General features: G+C 76.5%; 12 protein-coding genes and 1 riboswitch. Of the genes, 9 read left to right on the top strand and 3 right to left on the bottom strand.

Going from position 1 to position 14,029, the window contains the following annotated elements:
• The first annotated feature begins 72 nt into the window (after positions 1–72).
• The 6 genes from AB0910_RS26750 to AB0910_RS26725 all read left to right on the top strand — a co-directional run bounded on the left by AB0910_RS26750 (position 73) and on the right by AB0910_RS26725 (position 7,502).
• The gene (locus AB0910_RS26750) at positions 73–270 is read left to right on the top strand and encodes a hypothetical protein (RefSeq protein WP_366747209.1); all 198 of its coding nucleotides are present in this window, start codon (positions 73–75) and stop codon (positions 268–270) included.
• 131 nt (positions 271–401) lie between these two features.
• A riboswitch (cobalamin riboswitch) is annotated at positions 402–484 on the top strand.
• A 61-nt stretch (positions 485–545) separates the two neighbouring features.
• Positions 546–1,529, top strand: coding sequence for a cobalamin biosynthesis protein (locus AB0910_RS26745; RefSeq protein WP_366747208.1), 984 nt, complete (start codon positions 546–548; stop codon positions 1,527–1,529).
• Positions 1,530–1,603: 74 nt separating this feature from the next.
• The gene (locus AB0910_RS26740; protein WP_366747266.1) at positions 1,604–3,109 is read left to right on the top strand and encodes a cobyric acid synthase; all 1,506 of its coding nucleotides are present in this window, start codon (positions 1,604–1,606) and stop codon (positions 3,107–3,109) included.
• Between the two features lie 148 nt (positions 3,110–3,257).
• Complete coding sequence (locus tag AB0910_RS26735) at positions 3,258–5,429, top strand: putative cobaltochelatase (protein WP_366747207.1); 2,172 nt, start codon at positions 3,258–3,260, stop codon at positions 5,427–5,429.
• Entirely contained in the window at positions 5,429–6,028 is a 600-nt protein-coding gene (gene cobO / locus AB0910_RS26730; protein ID WP_366747206.1) for a cob(I)yrinic acid a,c-diamide adenosyltransferase, read from the top strand. The genes AB0910_RS26735 and cobO overlap by 1 nt, the downstream gene beginning before the upstream one ends.
• 94 nt (positions 6,029–6,122) lie before the next feature.
• Complete coding sequence (locus AB0910_RS26725) at positions 6,123–7,502, top strand: cobyrinate a,c-diamide synthase (protein WP_366747205.1); 1,380 nt, start codon at positions 6,123–6,125, stop codon at positions 7,500–7,502.
• 17 nt (positions 7,503–7,519) lie between these two features.
• On the opposite strand, the gene AB0910_RS26720 is transcribed toward AB0910_RS26725, so the two are convergent.
• Positions 7,520–8,401, bottom strand: coding sequence for a ZIP family metal transporter (locus AB0910_RS26720; protein WP_366747204.1), 882 nt, complete (start codon positions 8,399–8,401; stop codon positions 7,520–7,522).
• A 74-nt stretch (positions 8,402–8,475) separates the two neighbouring features.
• Here AB0910_RS26720 and cobC point away from each other — a divergent pair, with 74 nt between their 5' ends.
• Positions 8,476–10,143, top strand: a complete 1,668-nt coding sequence (gene cobC / locus AB0910_RS26715) for an Rv2231c family pyridoxal phosphate-dependent protein CobC (protein ID WP_366747203.1) — start codon at positions 8,476–8,478, stop codon at positions 10,141–10,143.
• Between the two features lie 58 nt (positions 10,144–10,201).
• Here cobC and AB0910_RS26710 read toward each other — a convergent pair whose 3' ends face one another.
• Both AB0910_RS26710 and AB0910_RS26705 read right to left on the bottom strand, forming a co-directional pair.
• Positions 10,202–11,170, bottom strand: coding sequence for an SCO1860 family LAETG-anchored protein (locus AB0910_RS26710; protein WP_366747202.1), 969 nt, complete (start codon positions 11,168–11,170; stop codon positions 10,202–10,204).
• Positions 11,171–11,530: 360 nt separating this feature from the next.
• On the bottom strand, positions 11,531–12,631 hold the full coding sequence (locus AB0910_RS26705) for an amidohydrolase family protein (protein ID WP_366747201.1): 1,101 nt from the start codon (positions 12,629–12,631) through the stop codon (positions 11,531–11,533).
• A gap of 124 nt (positions 12,632–12,755) precedes the next feature.
• On the opposite strand from AB0910_RS26705, the gene AB0910_RS26700 reads away from it, so the two are divergent.
• Positions 12,756–13,901 carry an aminotransferase class V-fold PLP-dependent enzyme gene (locus AB0910_RS26700; protein ID WP_366747200.1) on the top strand — a complete coding sequence of 382 codons (1,146 nt, stop codon included), beginning with the start codon at positions 12,756–12,758 and terminating at the stop codon, positions 13,899–13,901.
• Positions 13,886–14,029 (top strand): DUF6113 family protein (locus AB0910_RS26695; protein ID WP_366747265.1); only part of this gene is annotated, 144 nt, incomplete at its 3' end. The genes AB0910_RS26700 and AB0910_RS26695, both read left to right, overlap by 16 nt.

Genomic DNA, 14,029 nt, shown 5'->3' with positions numbered 1-14,029 from the left:
GCACCACGGGGCCTACGGGGCCTACGGGGCCTACGGGGCCTACGGGAAGCACGAGGACAGGGGCGCAGCCGCATGAACATCGACTGGGCATCCGTGGGCACTGTCTTCGGTGTCAGCCTGCTGGTCACCGTCGGGCTTGTGGGCCTGTTCGCCCTCGGCACCGTCGGCCTCGCCAAGCAGGGCTCGGCGGTCGTGACTTCAGCCGCCTACGTCTGCTTCGGGCTGTGCGCGGCGGCCGTGGCGTACGGGATCTTCCTGATCGTCCGCTGAGGGTCCGCTCTCCCCCGGCCCCGCGCGGGCCGGGGTGTGGGACTTCGCACACTGCCCCGCCGCAGGTCACGGTGGGTTGACGGGTGTCGGGGGGCGTGGTGGACTGCCGAGGCCACTACCGCGGCAGCAGCAGAGGAAGCCGGTGCGAATCCGGCGCGGTCCCGCCACTGTCACCGGCGAGCGCCCCGCACGGCGCGCCGGGAGCCAGGAACTCTCGCCGCCGTGTTCGAACGTCGAGCCGGGGCGCGGACCCTGAGTGAGGACACTGCTGCTCCATGCCTGCCCGCGGCATGCCCGTCGAGGGACCCTGCGCTTTCGGTGCCGCCGCCGGGCTCGGCCTGCTCGCCGACGCCGTGTTCGGCGACCCGCGGCGCGGCCATCCGGTGGCCGCGTTCGGCCGGGCGGCGGGCGCGGCGGAACGGCTGCTGTGGCGCGACGACCGGGCGAGCGGCGCACTGTTCACCGCCGTCTGCGTCGGCGGCGCCGTCGGGGCCGCCGCGCTCGCCCGCCGTACGGCGCGGGGCAGCCGCGGCGCGTCTGTCGCCCTGACCGCGGCCGCCACCTGGGCCGTCGTCGGCGGCACGTCGCTCGGCCGGGAGGCCCGCCTGATCGGCGCGCGGCTCGCCGCGGGTGACGTGCCGGGGGCCCGCGCGCGCCTCCCCCATCTGTGCGGCCGCGACCCCGAGGCGCTGGACGAGGGTCAACTCGCGCGCGCCGTGGTCGAGTCGGTCGCGGAGAACACCTCGGACGCGGTCGTCGGCGCCCTCGTGTGGGGCGCGCTCGCCGGCGTGCCGGGGCTCGTGGGCTTCCGCGCGGTGAACACGCTTGACGCGATGGTGGGCCACCGCTCGCCCCGCCATCTGCGGTTCGGCTGGGCCTCGGCGCGCCTCGACGACGCGGTGGGCGCGCCGGGCGCGCGGCTCACCGCGGCGCTCGCCGTCCTCGCGGGCGGCGCGCCGCGCCGTGCGCTGGGCGTCGTACGGCGCGACGCGCACCGCCACCCGAGCCCCAACGCGGGTCCGGTCGAGGCGTCGTTCGCCGGCGCGCTCGGCCTGCGGCTCGGCGGGACGCTGGCGTACGGCGGGCGGGTCGAGCACCGGCCCGTGCTCGGCGAGGGGCAGCGGCCCGTGGAGGTCGCGGACATCGACCGCGCGGTGCGGCTGTCGCGCCGGGTGACCTGGCTCGCGCTCGCGGCGTGTGTGGCGGGGCGGGCCGCGTGGGGATCGATACAGGGGCGGCGTGGAGGGGCGGGCTGTTGACAGACACACGAGGCACCCGGGGCACAGGGCACACCCGGGGCGCGGGAGGCGCGCGCGGCGGACAGGGCGGCGGCCTGCTGGTCGCCGGCACCACGTCCGACGCGGGTAAGAGCGTCGTCACCGCGGGCATCCTGCGCTGGCTGGCCAGGCAGGGCCTGAAGGTGGCGCCCTTCAAGGGCCAGAACATGTCCCTGAACTCGTTCGTGACGCGCGAGGGCGCGGAGATCGGCCGCGCGCAGGCCATGCAGGCGCGGGCCGCGGGCGTCGAGCCGACGGCGCTGATGAACCCGGTGCTGCTGAAGCCGGGCGGCGAGGCGAGCAGCCAAGTGGTGCTGATGGGCCGCCCGGTGGGCGAGCTGAGCGCACGCGGCTACCACGGCGGCCGCCAGGAGGCGCTGCTCGGCACGGTCCTCGACTGCCTCGCCGAGTTGCGCGCCACCCATGACGCGGTGGTCTGCGAGGGCGCGGGCAGCCCCGCCGAGATCAACCTGCGCCGCACGGACATCGTCAACATGGGCATAGCCAGGGCGGCCGGCCTGCCCGTGGTCGTGGTCGGTGACATCGACAGGGGCGGGGTGTTCGCCTCGTTCTTCGGGACGACGGCGCTGCTGAGCCGGGAGGACCAGGCGCTGGTCGCCGGGTATCTCGTCAACAAGTTCCGGGGCGACGTGTCGCTGCTCGAACCGGGCCTGCGGATGCTGGAGAAGCTCACCGGGCGGCGCACGTACGGGGTGCTGCCGTGGCGCGAGGGCCTCGGCATCGACGAGGAGGACGGGGGGCTCGGCGTCCGCGCACCGGGCGCCGCGCTGCCGCCGGTGGGCGAGGAGGTGCTGCGGGTCGCGGTGTGCGCGGTCCCGCTCATGTCGAACTTCACGGACGTCGACGCGCTCGCCGCCGAGCCCGGCGTGCGGGTGCGGTTCGTGGAGCGCGCCGACGAGGCGGCCGACGCCGATCTGCTGGTGGTGCCGGGCACCCGGGGCACGGTCCGCGCGCTGGCGTGGCTGCGGGAGCGCGGCTTCGCCGGGGAGCTGGCGCGGCGGGCGGCGGCGGACCGCCCGGTGCTCGGTGTGTGCGGCGGCTACCAGCTGCTCGGCGAGCGGATCGAGGACGACGTGGAGTCGCGGGCCGGTGTCGTGCCCGGCCTCGGCCTGCTGCCGGTACGGGTGCGCTTCGAGCGGGAGAAGACGCTGGGACGCCCCGCGGGCACCGCGCTCGGCCTGCCCGTCGAGGGGTACGAGATCCACCACGGCGTCGCCGAGGCCGAAGGGGGCGCCCCGTTCGTGACGTACGCGGACGGCCGCGCGCCGGACGGCTGCGTCGTCGGCGCGGTCCGCGGCACGCACTGGCACGGCGTGCTGGAGAACGACGCCTTCCGCCGTGCCTATCTGACCGGGGTGGCCCGGGAGGCGGGCCGCCGCTTCACGGTGGCCCAGGACACCGAGTTCGGGGCGCTGCGGGAGGCGCAGCTCGACCGGCTCGCCGACCTGGTGGAGGAGCACGCGGACACGGCCGCGCTGCTGCGGCTGGTGGAGGCGGGCCCGCCGCCGGGGCTGCCGTTCGTACCGCCGGGCGCGCCGTGAGCCCGGCAGCGGCGCCCGCCGCGGCCGCCGTCCCCAGCCCCGGCTCACCGGCCGTCCCCGCTTCCGGGTCGTCGGCCGTCCTCAGTCCCGGCTCATCGGCCGTCCCCGGTCCCGGCTCATCGAACGGCTCGTGTCGTAAAGGAGATTCATGACCACCCCCTATCCCTTCTCCGCCGTCGTCGGCATGGACGACCTGCGGCTCGCGCTGCTCCTCAACGCCGTCAGCCCCGCCGTGGGCGGCGTGCTGGTGCGCGGCGAGAAGGGCACAGCGAAGTCGACGGCCGTGCGGGCGCTGTCCGCGCTGCTGCCCGAGCTTGGCGTCGTGGCCGGGTGCAGGTTCTCCTGCGACCCGGCGGCGCCGGACCCGCAGTGCCCCGACGGGCCGCACGGCAACGAGCCCGCCATGCACCGGCCTGCGCGGATGGTCGAGCTGCCGGTCGGCGCCTCGGAGGACCGGCTCGTGGGCGCGCTCGACATCGAGCGGGCGCTCGCCGAGGGCGTGAAGGCGTTCGAGCCGGGGCTGCTCGCGGACGCGCACCGCGGGGTGCTCTACGTCGACGAGGTCAACCTCCTCCACGACCACCTGGTGGACCTGCTGCTCGACGCCGCCGCCATGGGCTCCTCGTACGTGGAGCGCGAGGGGGTCTCCGTACGGCACGCCGCGCGGTTCCTGCTCGTCGGCACGATGAACCCGGAGGAGGGCGAGCTGCGCCCGCAGCTGCTCGACCGGTTCGGTCTCACGGTCGAGGTCGCCGCGTCGCGCGAGCCCGACCAGCGGGTCGAGGTGGTGCGCCGCCGCCTCGCGTACGACGACGACGCGGACGGCTTCGCGGACCGCTGGGCCGCTCAGGAGCAGGCGCTGCGCGAGCGGATCGTCGCGGCACGCGCGCTGCTGCCGCGCGTGGTGCTCGGCGACGGTGTGCTGCGCCGGATAGCCGCGACCTGCGCGGCGTTCGAGGTGGACGGCATGCGCGCGGACATCGTGATGGCCCGCACGGCGACCGCGCTCGCCGCGTGGGCGGGGCGCGAGGAGGTCGCCTCCGAGGACGTGCGGCAGGCGGCGCTGCTCGCGCTGCCGCACCGCAGGCGGCGCAACCCGTTCGACGCGCCCGGCCTGGACGAGGAGATGCTCGACCGGGTCCTCGACGAGTTCTCCGACGACACGCCGGAGCCGGACCCCGAGCCCGACGGCACGGACCCCGCAGGACCCGGTCCCGACGACCCGGGCCTGGGCCCCGACGAGCCGGGGCCGGAGGACCCGGGCCCTGGGGGCGGCCCCGGGCCGGACAACGGACCGGACGACGGGCCGCGCGACGGCGGCGGCCCGCGCGACGACGGGGCGGCGTCCGACACCGCGGGGCCCGAGGGCCCGGGCGACTCCTCCGGGCAGGACGGCGGGGCCCCCCGGCAGGCCGGCGCGCCGCAGGAGCGGCCTGCGGCGAGCCCGGGCGAGCCGTTCAGGGCCAGGGTGCTGACCGTGCCCGGGCTCGGCGAGGGCGCCGCGGGCCGGCGCTCCCGGGCCCGTACGGAGCACGGCAGGACGACCGGGTCGCGGCGGCCCGAGGGCGCGCTGACCAGGCTGCACCTCGCGGCGACCGTGCAGGCCGCGGCCCCGCACCAGCGGGCCAGGGGCCGGTCGGGGCGCGGTCTTGTCGTGCGCCGCGACGACCTGCGGCAGGCCAACCGCGAGGGGCGCGAGGGCAACCTCGTGCTGTTCGTGGTGGACGCGTCGGGTTCGATGGCGGCCAGGCAGCGCATGGGCGCGGTCAAGGGCGCCGTGCTGTCGCTGCTGCTCGACGCGTACCAGCGGCGCGACAAGGTCGGCCTGGTCACCTTCAGGGGCCGGGATGCGGCGCTCGCGCTGCCGCCCACCTCGTCCGTGGACGCGGCGGCCGCCCGCCTCGGCTCCCTGCCGACCGGCGGCCGCACGCCGCTGGCGGCCGGGCTGCTGAAGGCGCACGACGTGCTGCGGGTCGAGCGGCTGCGCGACCCCTCGCGGCGGCCGCTGCTCGTCGTCGTCACGGACGGGCGGGCCACCGCGGCGGGCCGCGGCGACGCGGTCGGCGACGCGGCCAGGGCGGCGGCGCTGCACGCGGCGCAGGGCGTCGCCTCGGTCGTCGTGGACTGCGAGTCGGGGCCGGTGCGGCTCGGCCTCGCGGGGAGCCTGGCCGCGGCGCTCGGCGGCACGGCCGTCACACTCGACGAGCTGCGCGCGGACTCCCTCGCGGGCCTCGTGAAGGACGTACGGGGCGGACAGCGGGCGCGCGGCGCCCGGCACGCCGCCGCAGACACCACCGACGAAGCGCGGAGGGCCGCCTGATGCCTCAGGGAAAGCCGGAGACCGTCCCCGACGACGGCCTCACCACCCGTCAGCGCCGCAACCGGCCGCTGGTCCTCGTCCACACGGGCCCCGGCAAGGGCAAGTCGACCGCCGCCTTCGGCCTCGCGCTGCGTGCGTGGACGCAGGGGTGGCCGATCGGCGTGTTCCAGTTCGTGAAGTCGGCGAAGTGGCGGGTCGGCGAGGAGAAGGCGCTCACCGTGCTCGGCGCGAGCGGCGAGGGCGGCACGGTCGCCTGGCACAAGATGGGCGAGGGCTGGTCATGGGTCCAGCGGGACAGCCAGCTCTCGAACGAAGAAGCGGCCCGCGAGGGCTGGGAGCAGGTCAAGCGCGACCTGGCGGCCGAGACGCACCGGCTGTACGTGCTGGACGAGTTCGCGTACCCGCTGCACTGGGGCTGGGTGGACACGGCCGAGGTGATCGAGGTGCTGCGCGGGCGCCCCGGCAACCAGCACGTGGTGATCACCGGCCGCAACGCGCCCGCGGAACTGATGGATTTCGCGGACCTCGTGACGGAGATGACAAAGGTGAAGCACCCCATGGACGCGGGTCAGAAGGGTCAGCGAGGCATCGAATGGTGACGTTCCGCGGCGCAGAGGGCACGGCGGGCAGACGCCCGCGCACGACCGGGGGGCCCGCGCGCGGGTCCGCGTCCCTGCGGGCGGTGCAGGCGCCGTGACCTCCCTGCCCCGCCTCGTCGTCGCCGCGCCCGCATCGGGCAGCGGGAAGACCACCGTGGCCACCGGCCTGATGGCCGCTCTCACCGAGCGCGGCCTCGCCGTGTCGCCGCACAAGGTCGGCCCCGACTACATCGACCCCGGCTACCACGCGCTCGCCGTCTCGGGCGGCGGCGAGGTGCACAGGCCCGGCCGCAACCTCGACGCCTACCTGTGCGGGCCCGACCTGGTGGGGCCGCTGTTCGCGCACGGCTCGGCCGGCTGCGACCTCGCGGTCGTGGAGGGCGTGATGGGGCTGTACGACGGCGCCGCCGGCCTGGGCGAGCTGGCGTCGACCGCGCATGTGGCGAAGCTGCTGCGGGCGCCGGTCGTGCTGGTGGTGGACGCGTCGTCGCAGTCGCGCTCGGTCGCTGCCCTGGTGCACGGCTTCGTCTCGTACGACCCGGAGGTGCGGGTCGGCGGGGTGATCCTCAACAAGGTCGGCTCCGACCGGCACGAGGAGCTGCTGCGGGAGGCGCTCGACGGCTGCGGCGTGCCGGTGCTCGGCGTGCTGCGCCGCTCCGACGCGGTCGGCACGCCCTCGCGCCACCTGGGCCTCGTGCCGGTGGCGGAGCGGCACGCCGACGCACTCGCCGCGACCCGGGCGCTGGCCGAGCACGTGCGGGGCGGGTGCGACCTGGAGGCGCTGCTCGCGCTCGCGCGCTCGGCGCCGCCGCTCGACGCGGCGCCCTGGGACCCGGTGGCCGCTGTGGGCGGTCCCGCGACCGGCCGGAAGCCGGTCGTCGCGGTCGCCGGCGGCTCCGCGTTCACCTTCTCGTACGCGGAGCAGACCGAGCTGCTGGCCGCCGCGGGCGCCGAGGTCGTGCCCTTCGACCCGCTGCGGGACGACGGGCTGCCGCCGCGCACCGCCGCGCTCGTACTGGGCGGCGGCTTCCCCGAGGTGTACGCGCCTGAGCTGTCCGCCAACGACGAGCTCCGGCGCGCGGTCGCGGCGCTCGCGCACTCCGGCGCGCCGGTGGCCGCGGAGTGCGCGGGGCTGCTGTATCTGGCGCGGTCGCTCGACGGGCGGCAGATGTGCGGGGTGCTCGACGCGGACGCGCGGATGACGGACGGGCTGACGCTCGGCTACCGCGAGGCCGTCGCGATCGGCGACAGCGCGATCGCGGAGGCGGGCACGCGGACACGGGGCCACGAGTTCCACCGCACGGTCCTCGAACCGCGCGCGGGGACGTACCCGGCGTGGGGCTTCGTGCGCCCGGGGCGGACCATGGAGGGCTTCGTGCGACGCGGGGTGCACGCCAGCTACCTGCACACGCACTGGGCGGCTACGCCCGAGTTCGCCGCGCGCTTCGTGGGGCGCGCCGCGGGCGCGCCGTGAGCGCCGGCGCCCGGCGCTCAGCCCGCGACGCCCACCACCAGCCAGATGAAGGCGGCGCCCGCCACCGTGCACAGCAGGGTGGAGCGCGCGGGGTGCTCGTGGTGGGCCTCGGGCAGGATCTCGGCGGCCGCGAGGTAGAGCAGCGCGCCGCCGAAGAAGCCGAGGTAGCTGCCGAGGAGTTCCTCGGGCAGCGTGAAGAACAGCGTGGAGGCGGCGCCGACGATCGGCGCGGCGGCGTCCGCGAGGAGCATGCCGAGGGCCCTGCGGCGGTCGTTCCCGTACAGGCTGGTGATCGTGTACGTGTTGAAGCCGTCGGCGAAGTCGTGGGCGATCACGGCGAGCGCGACCGCGGTGCCTATCGCGCCGCCCACCTGGAAGGCGGCGCCGAGCGCGATGCCGTCCATCAGGCTGTGGCCGACCATGGCAGCGGCGGCGGTCAGCCCGAACTGCGGCACGCGCGCGGTGCCGTCCGCGCCGCGCGCCGGGGCGTGCGCATGAGCGTGCGTGTGCGCCGGCGCGCGGGCGTGTGCCCCGCCGCCCCCGGTTCCGGCAGCGGGGGCGCCCGGGACGTCGGTGGCGTCTGCGGGACCGGCGGGACCGGTGTCGGTCTGGGCATCCGTGTCGGCGCCGCCGTGCGAGCTCTGCCGGGTCGCCAGGAGGCGTTCGACCAGATGGGCGACGAGGAAGCCGCCGACGAACAGCAGCAGCGCCTGGGGGACGCCGAGCACCTCGTCGCCCGCGGCGGAGACCGCCTCGGGCAGCAGGTCGAGGCCGACCACGCCGAGCATCAGCCCGCCCGCGAGGCCGAGCACCAGGTGCCTGCGGTCGGTGACGCGTTGCGCCGTCCAGCCGCCGAACAGCGTCATCAGGAACGCGCCGAGCGCGACGAACACCGCCATGAGCCCCTGCATAGCCGATCACTGCCGCTCCGCGCACGTTCGGAGGCCGCGGGAGGCCCGGATCGGGGCCAGTCGTGACCAACCTCACGTTTCCCGGGTCTTTCGGGCCTCCTGACCTGACGGTCGGGGTCGGCGTGCGGCCGGGTGTCACGGCGGACGAGGTGGTCGCGCTGGTCGCCGACGCCCTGCTGGCCGCGGGGGTGCGGCCGGCCGCGGTGGCCGAGCTCGCGACGCTCGACACGCGGGCGGCCGAGCCGGGGCTCGTGGCGGCGGCCGCGCGCCTCGGGGTGCCGCTGCGCGGCCATCCTGCGGCCGTGCTCGACGCGGTGCCCGTGCCGCACCCCGCCGAGGGCGTGCGCCGGGCGGTGGGCACGGGGTCGGTCGCAGAGGCGGCGGCCCTCGCGGGCGGTGGACCGCTGCTCCTCGCCAAGCTGAAGAACGCGGCCGGCACGGCCACCTGCGCGATCGCGGGGCGGGCACCGCAGGTCGGCGGCCCGGCGGCCGGGACCGTTCACGGCAGCGGGCGTGACGGTTCCCGTGTACCCCGTGGACAGAACGTGTGTACGGAGGGTAGACAGCTCGGACACGCTGAACCGGATGCTGACGTGCCCTCCCCACAGGGCGCGTACGGAGGGAGCGCCGTGAGACGCACGGCCGAGCAGGCAGCTGACCACCCCCACGACGCCCCTGGCGCCCACGACCTGCGCCACCACGGCGACGCCGAGGTACGGGACCGGCCTGGCGACCTGGTCGACCTGGCGGTCAACGTGCGGGCCGGGACCCCGCCCGCGTGGCTGCGGGAGCGCATCGCCGACTCGCTCGCGGGCCTCGGCGCGTACCCGGACGGCCGCGCCGCGCGCGCCGCGGTCGCCGCGCGGCACGGCCTTCCGGTGGAGCGTGTACTGCTGACGGCGGGCGCAGCCGAGGCGTTCGTGCTGCTCGCGCGGGCGCTGCAGGTGCGCAGCCCGGTCGTGGTGCACCCGCAGTTCACCGAGCCGGAGGCCGCGCTGCGGGACGCCGGGCACGAGGTGCGCCGGGTGCTGCTGAGCCCCGCGGACGGCTTCGCGCTCGATCCGGAGGCCGTGCCGGAGGACGCGGACCTGGTGGTGATCGGCAACCCGACGAACCCGACCTCGGTGCTGCACCCCGCGGACACCCTGGTGTCGCTGGCGCGCCCCGGCCGGGTCCTGGTGGTGGACGAGGCGTTCATGGACGCGGTGCCCGGCGAGCTCGAATCGCTCGCGGGCGACGTGGACGTACCGGGTCTCGTGGTGCTGCGGAGCCTCACGAAGACCTGGGGGCTCGCGGGGCTGCGCGTCGGCTATGTGCTCGCCGAGCCGCAGCTGGTGGCCGACCTCGAACGGGCGCAGCCGCTGTGGCCCGTCTCGTCCCCCGCGCTCGCCGCCGCGGAGGCGTGTGTGACACCCGCCGCGCTCGCCGAGGCGGACGCGGCCGCGCGCGCGATGTGCGCGGAGCGCGCGCACCTGCTCGCGGGGCTCGCCGAGTTCGACGAGGTCGAGGCCGTGGAGGCGGCCGAGGGCCCGTTCGTGCTGGTCCGCACGGCCCGCGCGGGCGCGGTGCGCGCGCGGCTGCGGACGTACGGCTTCGCGGTGCGCCGCGGCGACACCTTCCCCGGGCTCGACGGCGAGTGGCTGCGCCTCGCGGTGCGCGACCGGGCCACGACGAACCGTTTCCTCCAGGCCCTCGACCTGGCCGTCACGGGCACCGGCAGGGCGGGCTGAACAGCCCGGCCGGGCGGGCCGCCCCCCCTGGTGCGGCCCGCCCGGCGGTGGCGCGGCGTCAGTGCGACGCGCGGCGCTTCGCGAAGAACACGGCGCCCGCGCCCGCGACGAGCAGCACGGCCGCGCCGCCCGCCAGGTACGGCGTGGCGGAGCTGCCGCCGGTCTCCGCGAGGTTCTCCTTCGTGGTGGGAGCCGGCTTGGGCTCCGCGGCCTGCTGGGGCGCGTCGCCGGGCGCCGAGGGCTTCGCGGGCTCGGACGGCTTCGCGGGCTGCGAGGGCGGGGTCCCGCCCTCGTGGCCGCCCTGGGGCGCCGTGCAGTCGGCCGTCGCCAGCTGCACCGAGCCCTCCACGTCCGCGACGTTCAGCTTCAGGGGGTTGACGGAGACGTCGAGCGCGAGCGCGGTCGCCGCGGCCGTGCGGGACGTCGTGCGGGTCCTGGAGAGTTCGAGGCTCACCTCGCCGACGCCGGGCACGCTGACCTTGGTGGGTCCTGCCGCGGAGAGCGTGACCCGCTTGCCGAGGACCGTCACGTCGCCCAGCAGGTTCGCCGCGGCGGTGGGCCGCTCGCCCGCCGTGCAGGTGGCCTTGGCCGTGACCTGCTGGAGCTCGATGAGCGAGAGCAGCGGAAGCCCCGGCACGTGCACCTTCGCGTGGGCGAGGTTCACATCCCCCTCGGCCGTCCGGCCCTTGAGCGTGGCCCGCGCGTCGGCGACGTCGGCGCTGAGCATGCTGAACGGGCGCCCCTGGTCGACGCCGTCGACCGTCAGGCTCAGCGCCTTCTTGTCGGCGCTCTGCGGCGCGCTGACCTCGTTGAGCGAGGTGTTGAGCGGTACGTCGACGGTCTTGTTGAGCAGGGACACGTCGAGTGCCGCCTTGAGCACCGCGGCGTGGGCCGCACCGCCGTGCCCCTCGACCCCGGTGGCCTGGGCGGGCGCGGCGAGGAGCACGGGGCCCGCCGTCAGCGCGGCCGCCGCGGCGAGCGCGGCGCAGCGGCGCGCGGACGGGCGTCGAAAGGTGTTGCTGTTCACTTCGTGAAACCCCCACAGAGACATGGCGTCGCCGACCGGCCGGCTGGGGACAAGGCGGCGGCGACCGAGACACCACGCATCTTTACGTACTGAGAGTGAACGTGCCGAAACGGAGCGCCAGTTCACCCGAACGGGGGGTTTCCGTGTCAGTTTTCGATTTCTGAGGCACGTGAGTTCACTCCCGCCCCGGGCCTTCACCCTTACGCGCCGCTCGGGATCCGGCGGCGGGTCAGCGGCAGAAAGTGTCCAACGACCCGGCGCGGTCAGGCGTCACGGGCCGTCAACTCTCAGCCCTCGCGCGCCCGGGCCGGGCGGCAGTTCAGGACCGGGACTGCGCTTTCAGGCCGGGGCGGCAGCGCCTCAGACCACGACGCGCCCGTTCAGCACCACCCGGCGCGGCGCCGTGAGCACCCGGACGTCAGCGCGCGGATCCTCCTCGTAGACGACGAGGTCGGCGGGCGCGCCCTCTTCGAGGCCGGGGCGGCCGAGCCAGGCGCGCGCGGCCCAGGTGGTCGCGGCGAGCGCGTCGCGCGCCGGGATGCCCGCCCGCACCAGTTCTGCCACTTCGGCGCCGACCAGGCCGTGGGCGAGCGACCCGCCCGCGTCGGTGCCGACGTAGACCGGCACGCCCGCGTCGTAGGCGGCGCGCACGGTGTCGTAGCGGCGCTCGTACAGCCGCTCCAGATGCGCGGACCAGCGCGGGAACTTGGCGGCTCCCCCGGCGGCGAGCTGCGGGAACGTCGCGATGTTGACCAGCGTCGGCACGATCGCCACGCCCCGCAGGGCGAACAGCGGGATCGTGTCGTCCGTCAGGCCCGTGGCGTGCTCGACGCAGTCGATCCCGGCCTCCACCAGGTCCCGCAGGGAGTCCTCGGCGAAGCAGTGCGCGGTGACCCTGGCGCCCAGCCGGTGCGCCTCGGCGATCGCCGCCTCGACGGCGCCGCGCGGCCAGCAGGCCGTCAGGTCGCCCACCCCGCGGTCGATCCAGTCGCCGACGAGCTTGACCCAGCCGTCACCGCGCTGCGCCTCGCGCGCCACGTAGGCGACGAGGTCCTCGGGCTCGATCTCATGGGCGAAGTTGCGGATGTAGCGGCGCGTGCGCGCGATGTGCCGCCCGGCCCTGACGATCTTCGGCAGATCGTCCCTGCCGTCGATCCAGCGGGTGTCGGAGGGCGAGCCCGCGTCGCGCAGCAGCAGCGCGCCGGCGTCGCGGTCGCCGAGCGCCTGCTTCTCGCTGGTCGCCTCGTCCACCGGGCCGTGCGTGTCGAGCCCGACGTGGCAGTGCGCGTCGACCAGGCCCGGCAGCGCCCAGCCGGTGACCGTGCGCAGGTCCCGGACGCCCGCCGGCCGTTCGAAGGTGATCCTGCCGCCGACCACCCACAGCTCGTCGGCGCTCTCCTCGGGGCCGAGCAGTACCCGGCCCTTCACGTGCAGTGCAGGTGCCCTCGTCCCATCGCTCATGGAGAGCACTGTACGAGGCCGTGAGTACCCTCGTTCGAGCAGTTCGGCCAAGGACCGCGGCCGCCCAGGACGGCGGCCGCACCGCGCCGCAGACACCCGCAGACACCCGGAGAGAAGTCCCGCCGTGACCCATCCCGCGCCCGCCGCTCCCCCGCCGCACGCCCTGCTGGACCTGGCGCCGCCGACCGCCGCCGAGTTCGCCGCCGTGGAGCGGCGGGTGGCCGCGCTCCTCGGCACCGGCAACGACGTGGTGATCATGCAGGGCGAGGCCCTGCTGCCGCTCGAAGCCTGCGTGAAGGGTGCCGCGAGGGCGGGTTCGACCGCGCTGAACATCGTGACGGGCCCGTACGGACAGACCTTCGGCGGCTGGCTGCGCGACTGCGGCGCGGCCGTGCACGACCTGGAGGTGCCGTTCTCCGGCGCGGTCGGCGCCGAGCAGGTGGAGCGCGCGCTCGCCGCCCGTCCGGAGACCGAGTTCGTCTCGCTGGTGCACGCGGAGGCCGCCACCGGCAACACCAACCCGGTCGCGGAGATCGGGGAGGTCGTCAGGGCGCACGGCGCGCTGCTGATGCTGGACGCGGTGGCGTCGGTCGCCGCCGAGCCGCTGCAGCCCGACGCCTGGGGCGTGGACCTGTGCGTGATCGGCGCGCAGAAGGCGATGGGCGGCCCCGCCGGGGTCTCCGCCGTGTCGGTGAGCGAGCGGGCGTGGGCGCGGCTCGCGGCCAACCCGGGGGCGCCGCGCCGGTCGTACCTGTCGCTGCTCGACTGGAAGGAGCGCTGGATCGACACCGGCAGGCGCGCCCTGCCGCACGCGCCTGCGCAGTTGGAGATGGCCGCGCTCGATGCCTGCGTCGACCGGATCGAGCGCACGGGCCTCGCCGCCGTGCAGGCGCGGCACGCGCGGGCCGCGGCCGCGGCGCGGGCGGGCGCGCTCGCGCTGGGTGGCGGGCTCGCCCCGTTCGTGCACGAGGAGGCGGCTGCTGCCCCGGTCGCCACGACGCTGCGCACCCCCGCGGGGGTGGACGCCTCCGCACTCGTGTCGAAGGCCCTTGCCGCGTCCCCCGGGCTGCCGCTGATCGCCGGCGGCGGGCCGCTCGCGGCCGGGATGGTCCGGGTGAACCACTACGGCCCCGACGCGAGCGAGGAGGCCGTGGCGGCCTGCCTGCGGGCGCTGGGCGACGCGCTGGCGGAAGCGGCGGGCGCGGACGCGGCACCGGTGGACACGGAGGCCGCGGTGCGCGCGGCGGCCGGGGCGTGGGCCAGGGCCTGAGCCGGCTCAGCGGGTGGGGGCGGTGCCGGGGTCCCGGCCAGGGCGGCCTCTTCCCCGGCGGGCTGCTGCTCGCGCTGGCCGCGACCGCCGCGGTGTTCCTCGGCGGACAGCGCGCGACGGGCAGCCAG

This window comes from Streptomyces sp. NPDC047002, from assembly GCF_040704505.1.
GTDB lineage: Bacteria > Actinomycetota > Actinomycetes > Streptomycetales > Streptomycetaceae > Streptomyces.
Note: the sequence above shows the minus strand (reverse complement) of the source record. Positions and strands in the feature narration are given on the sequence as shown.

Coding starts and splice junctions, on each gene's coding strand:
- AB0910_RS26750 (WP_366747209.1), top strand. CDS start 73: ATGAACATCGACTGGGCATCCGTGGGCACTGTCTTCGGTGTCAGCCTG.
- AB0910_RS26745 (WP_366747208.1), top strand. CDS start 546: ATGCCTGCCCGCGGCATGCCCGTCGAGGGACCCTGCGCTTTCGGTGCC.
- AB0910_RS26735 (WP_366747207.1), top strand. CDS start 3,258: ATGACCACCCCCTATCCCTTCTCCGCCGTCGTCGGCATGGACGACCTG.
- cobO (WP_366747206.1), top strand. CDS start 5,429: ATGCCTCAGGGAAAGCCGGAGACCGTCCCCGACGACGGCCTCACCACC.
- AB0910_RS26720 (WP_366747204.1), bottom strand. CDS start 8,401: ATGGCGGTGTTCGTCGCGCTCGGCGCGTTCCTGATGACGCTGTTCGGC.
- AB0910_RS26705 (WP_366747201.1), bottom strand. CDS start 12,631: ATGAGCGATGGGACGAGGGCACCTGCACTGCACGTGAAGGGCCGGGTA.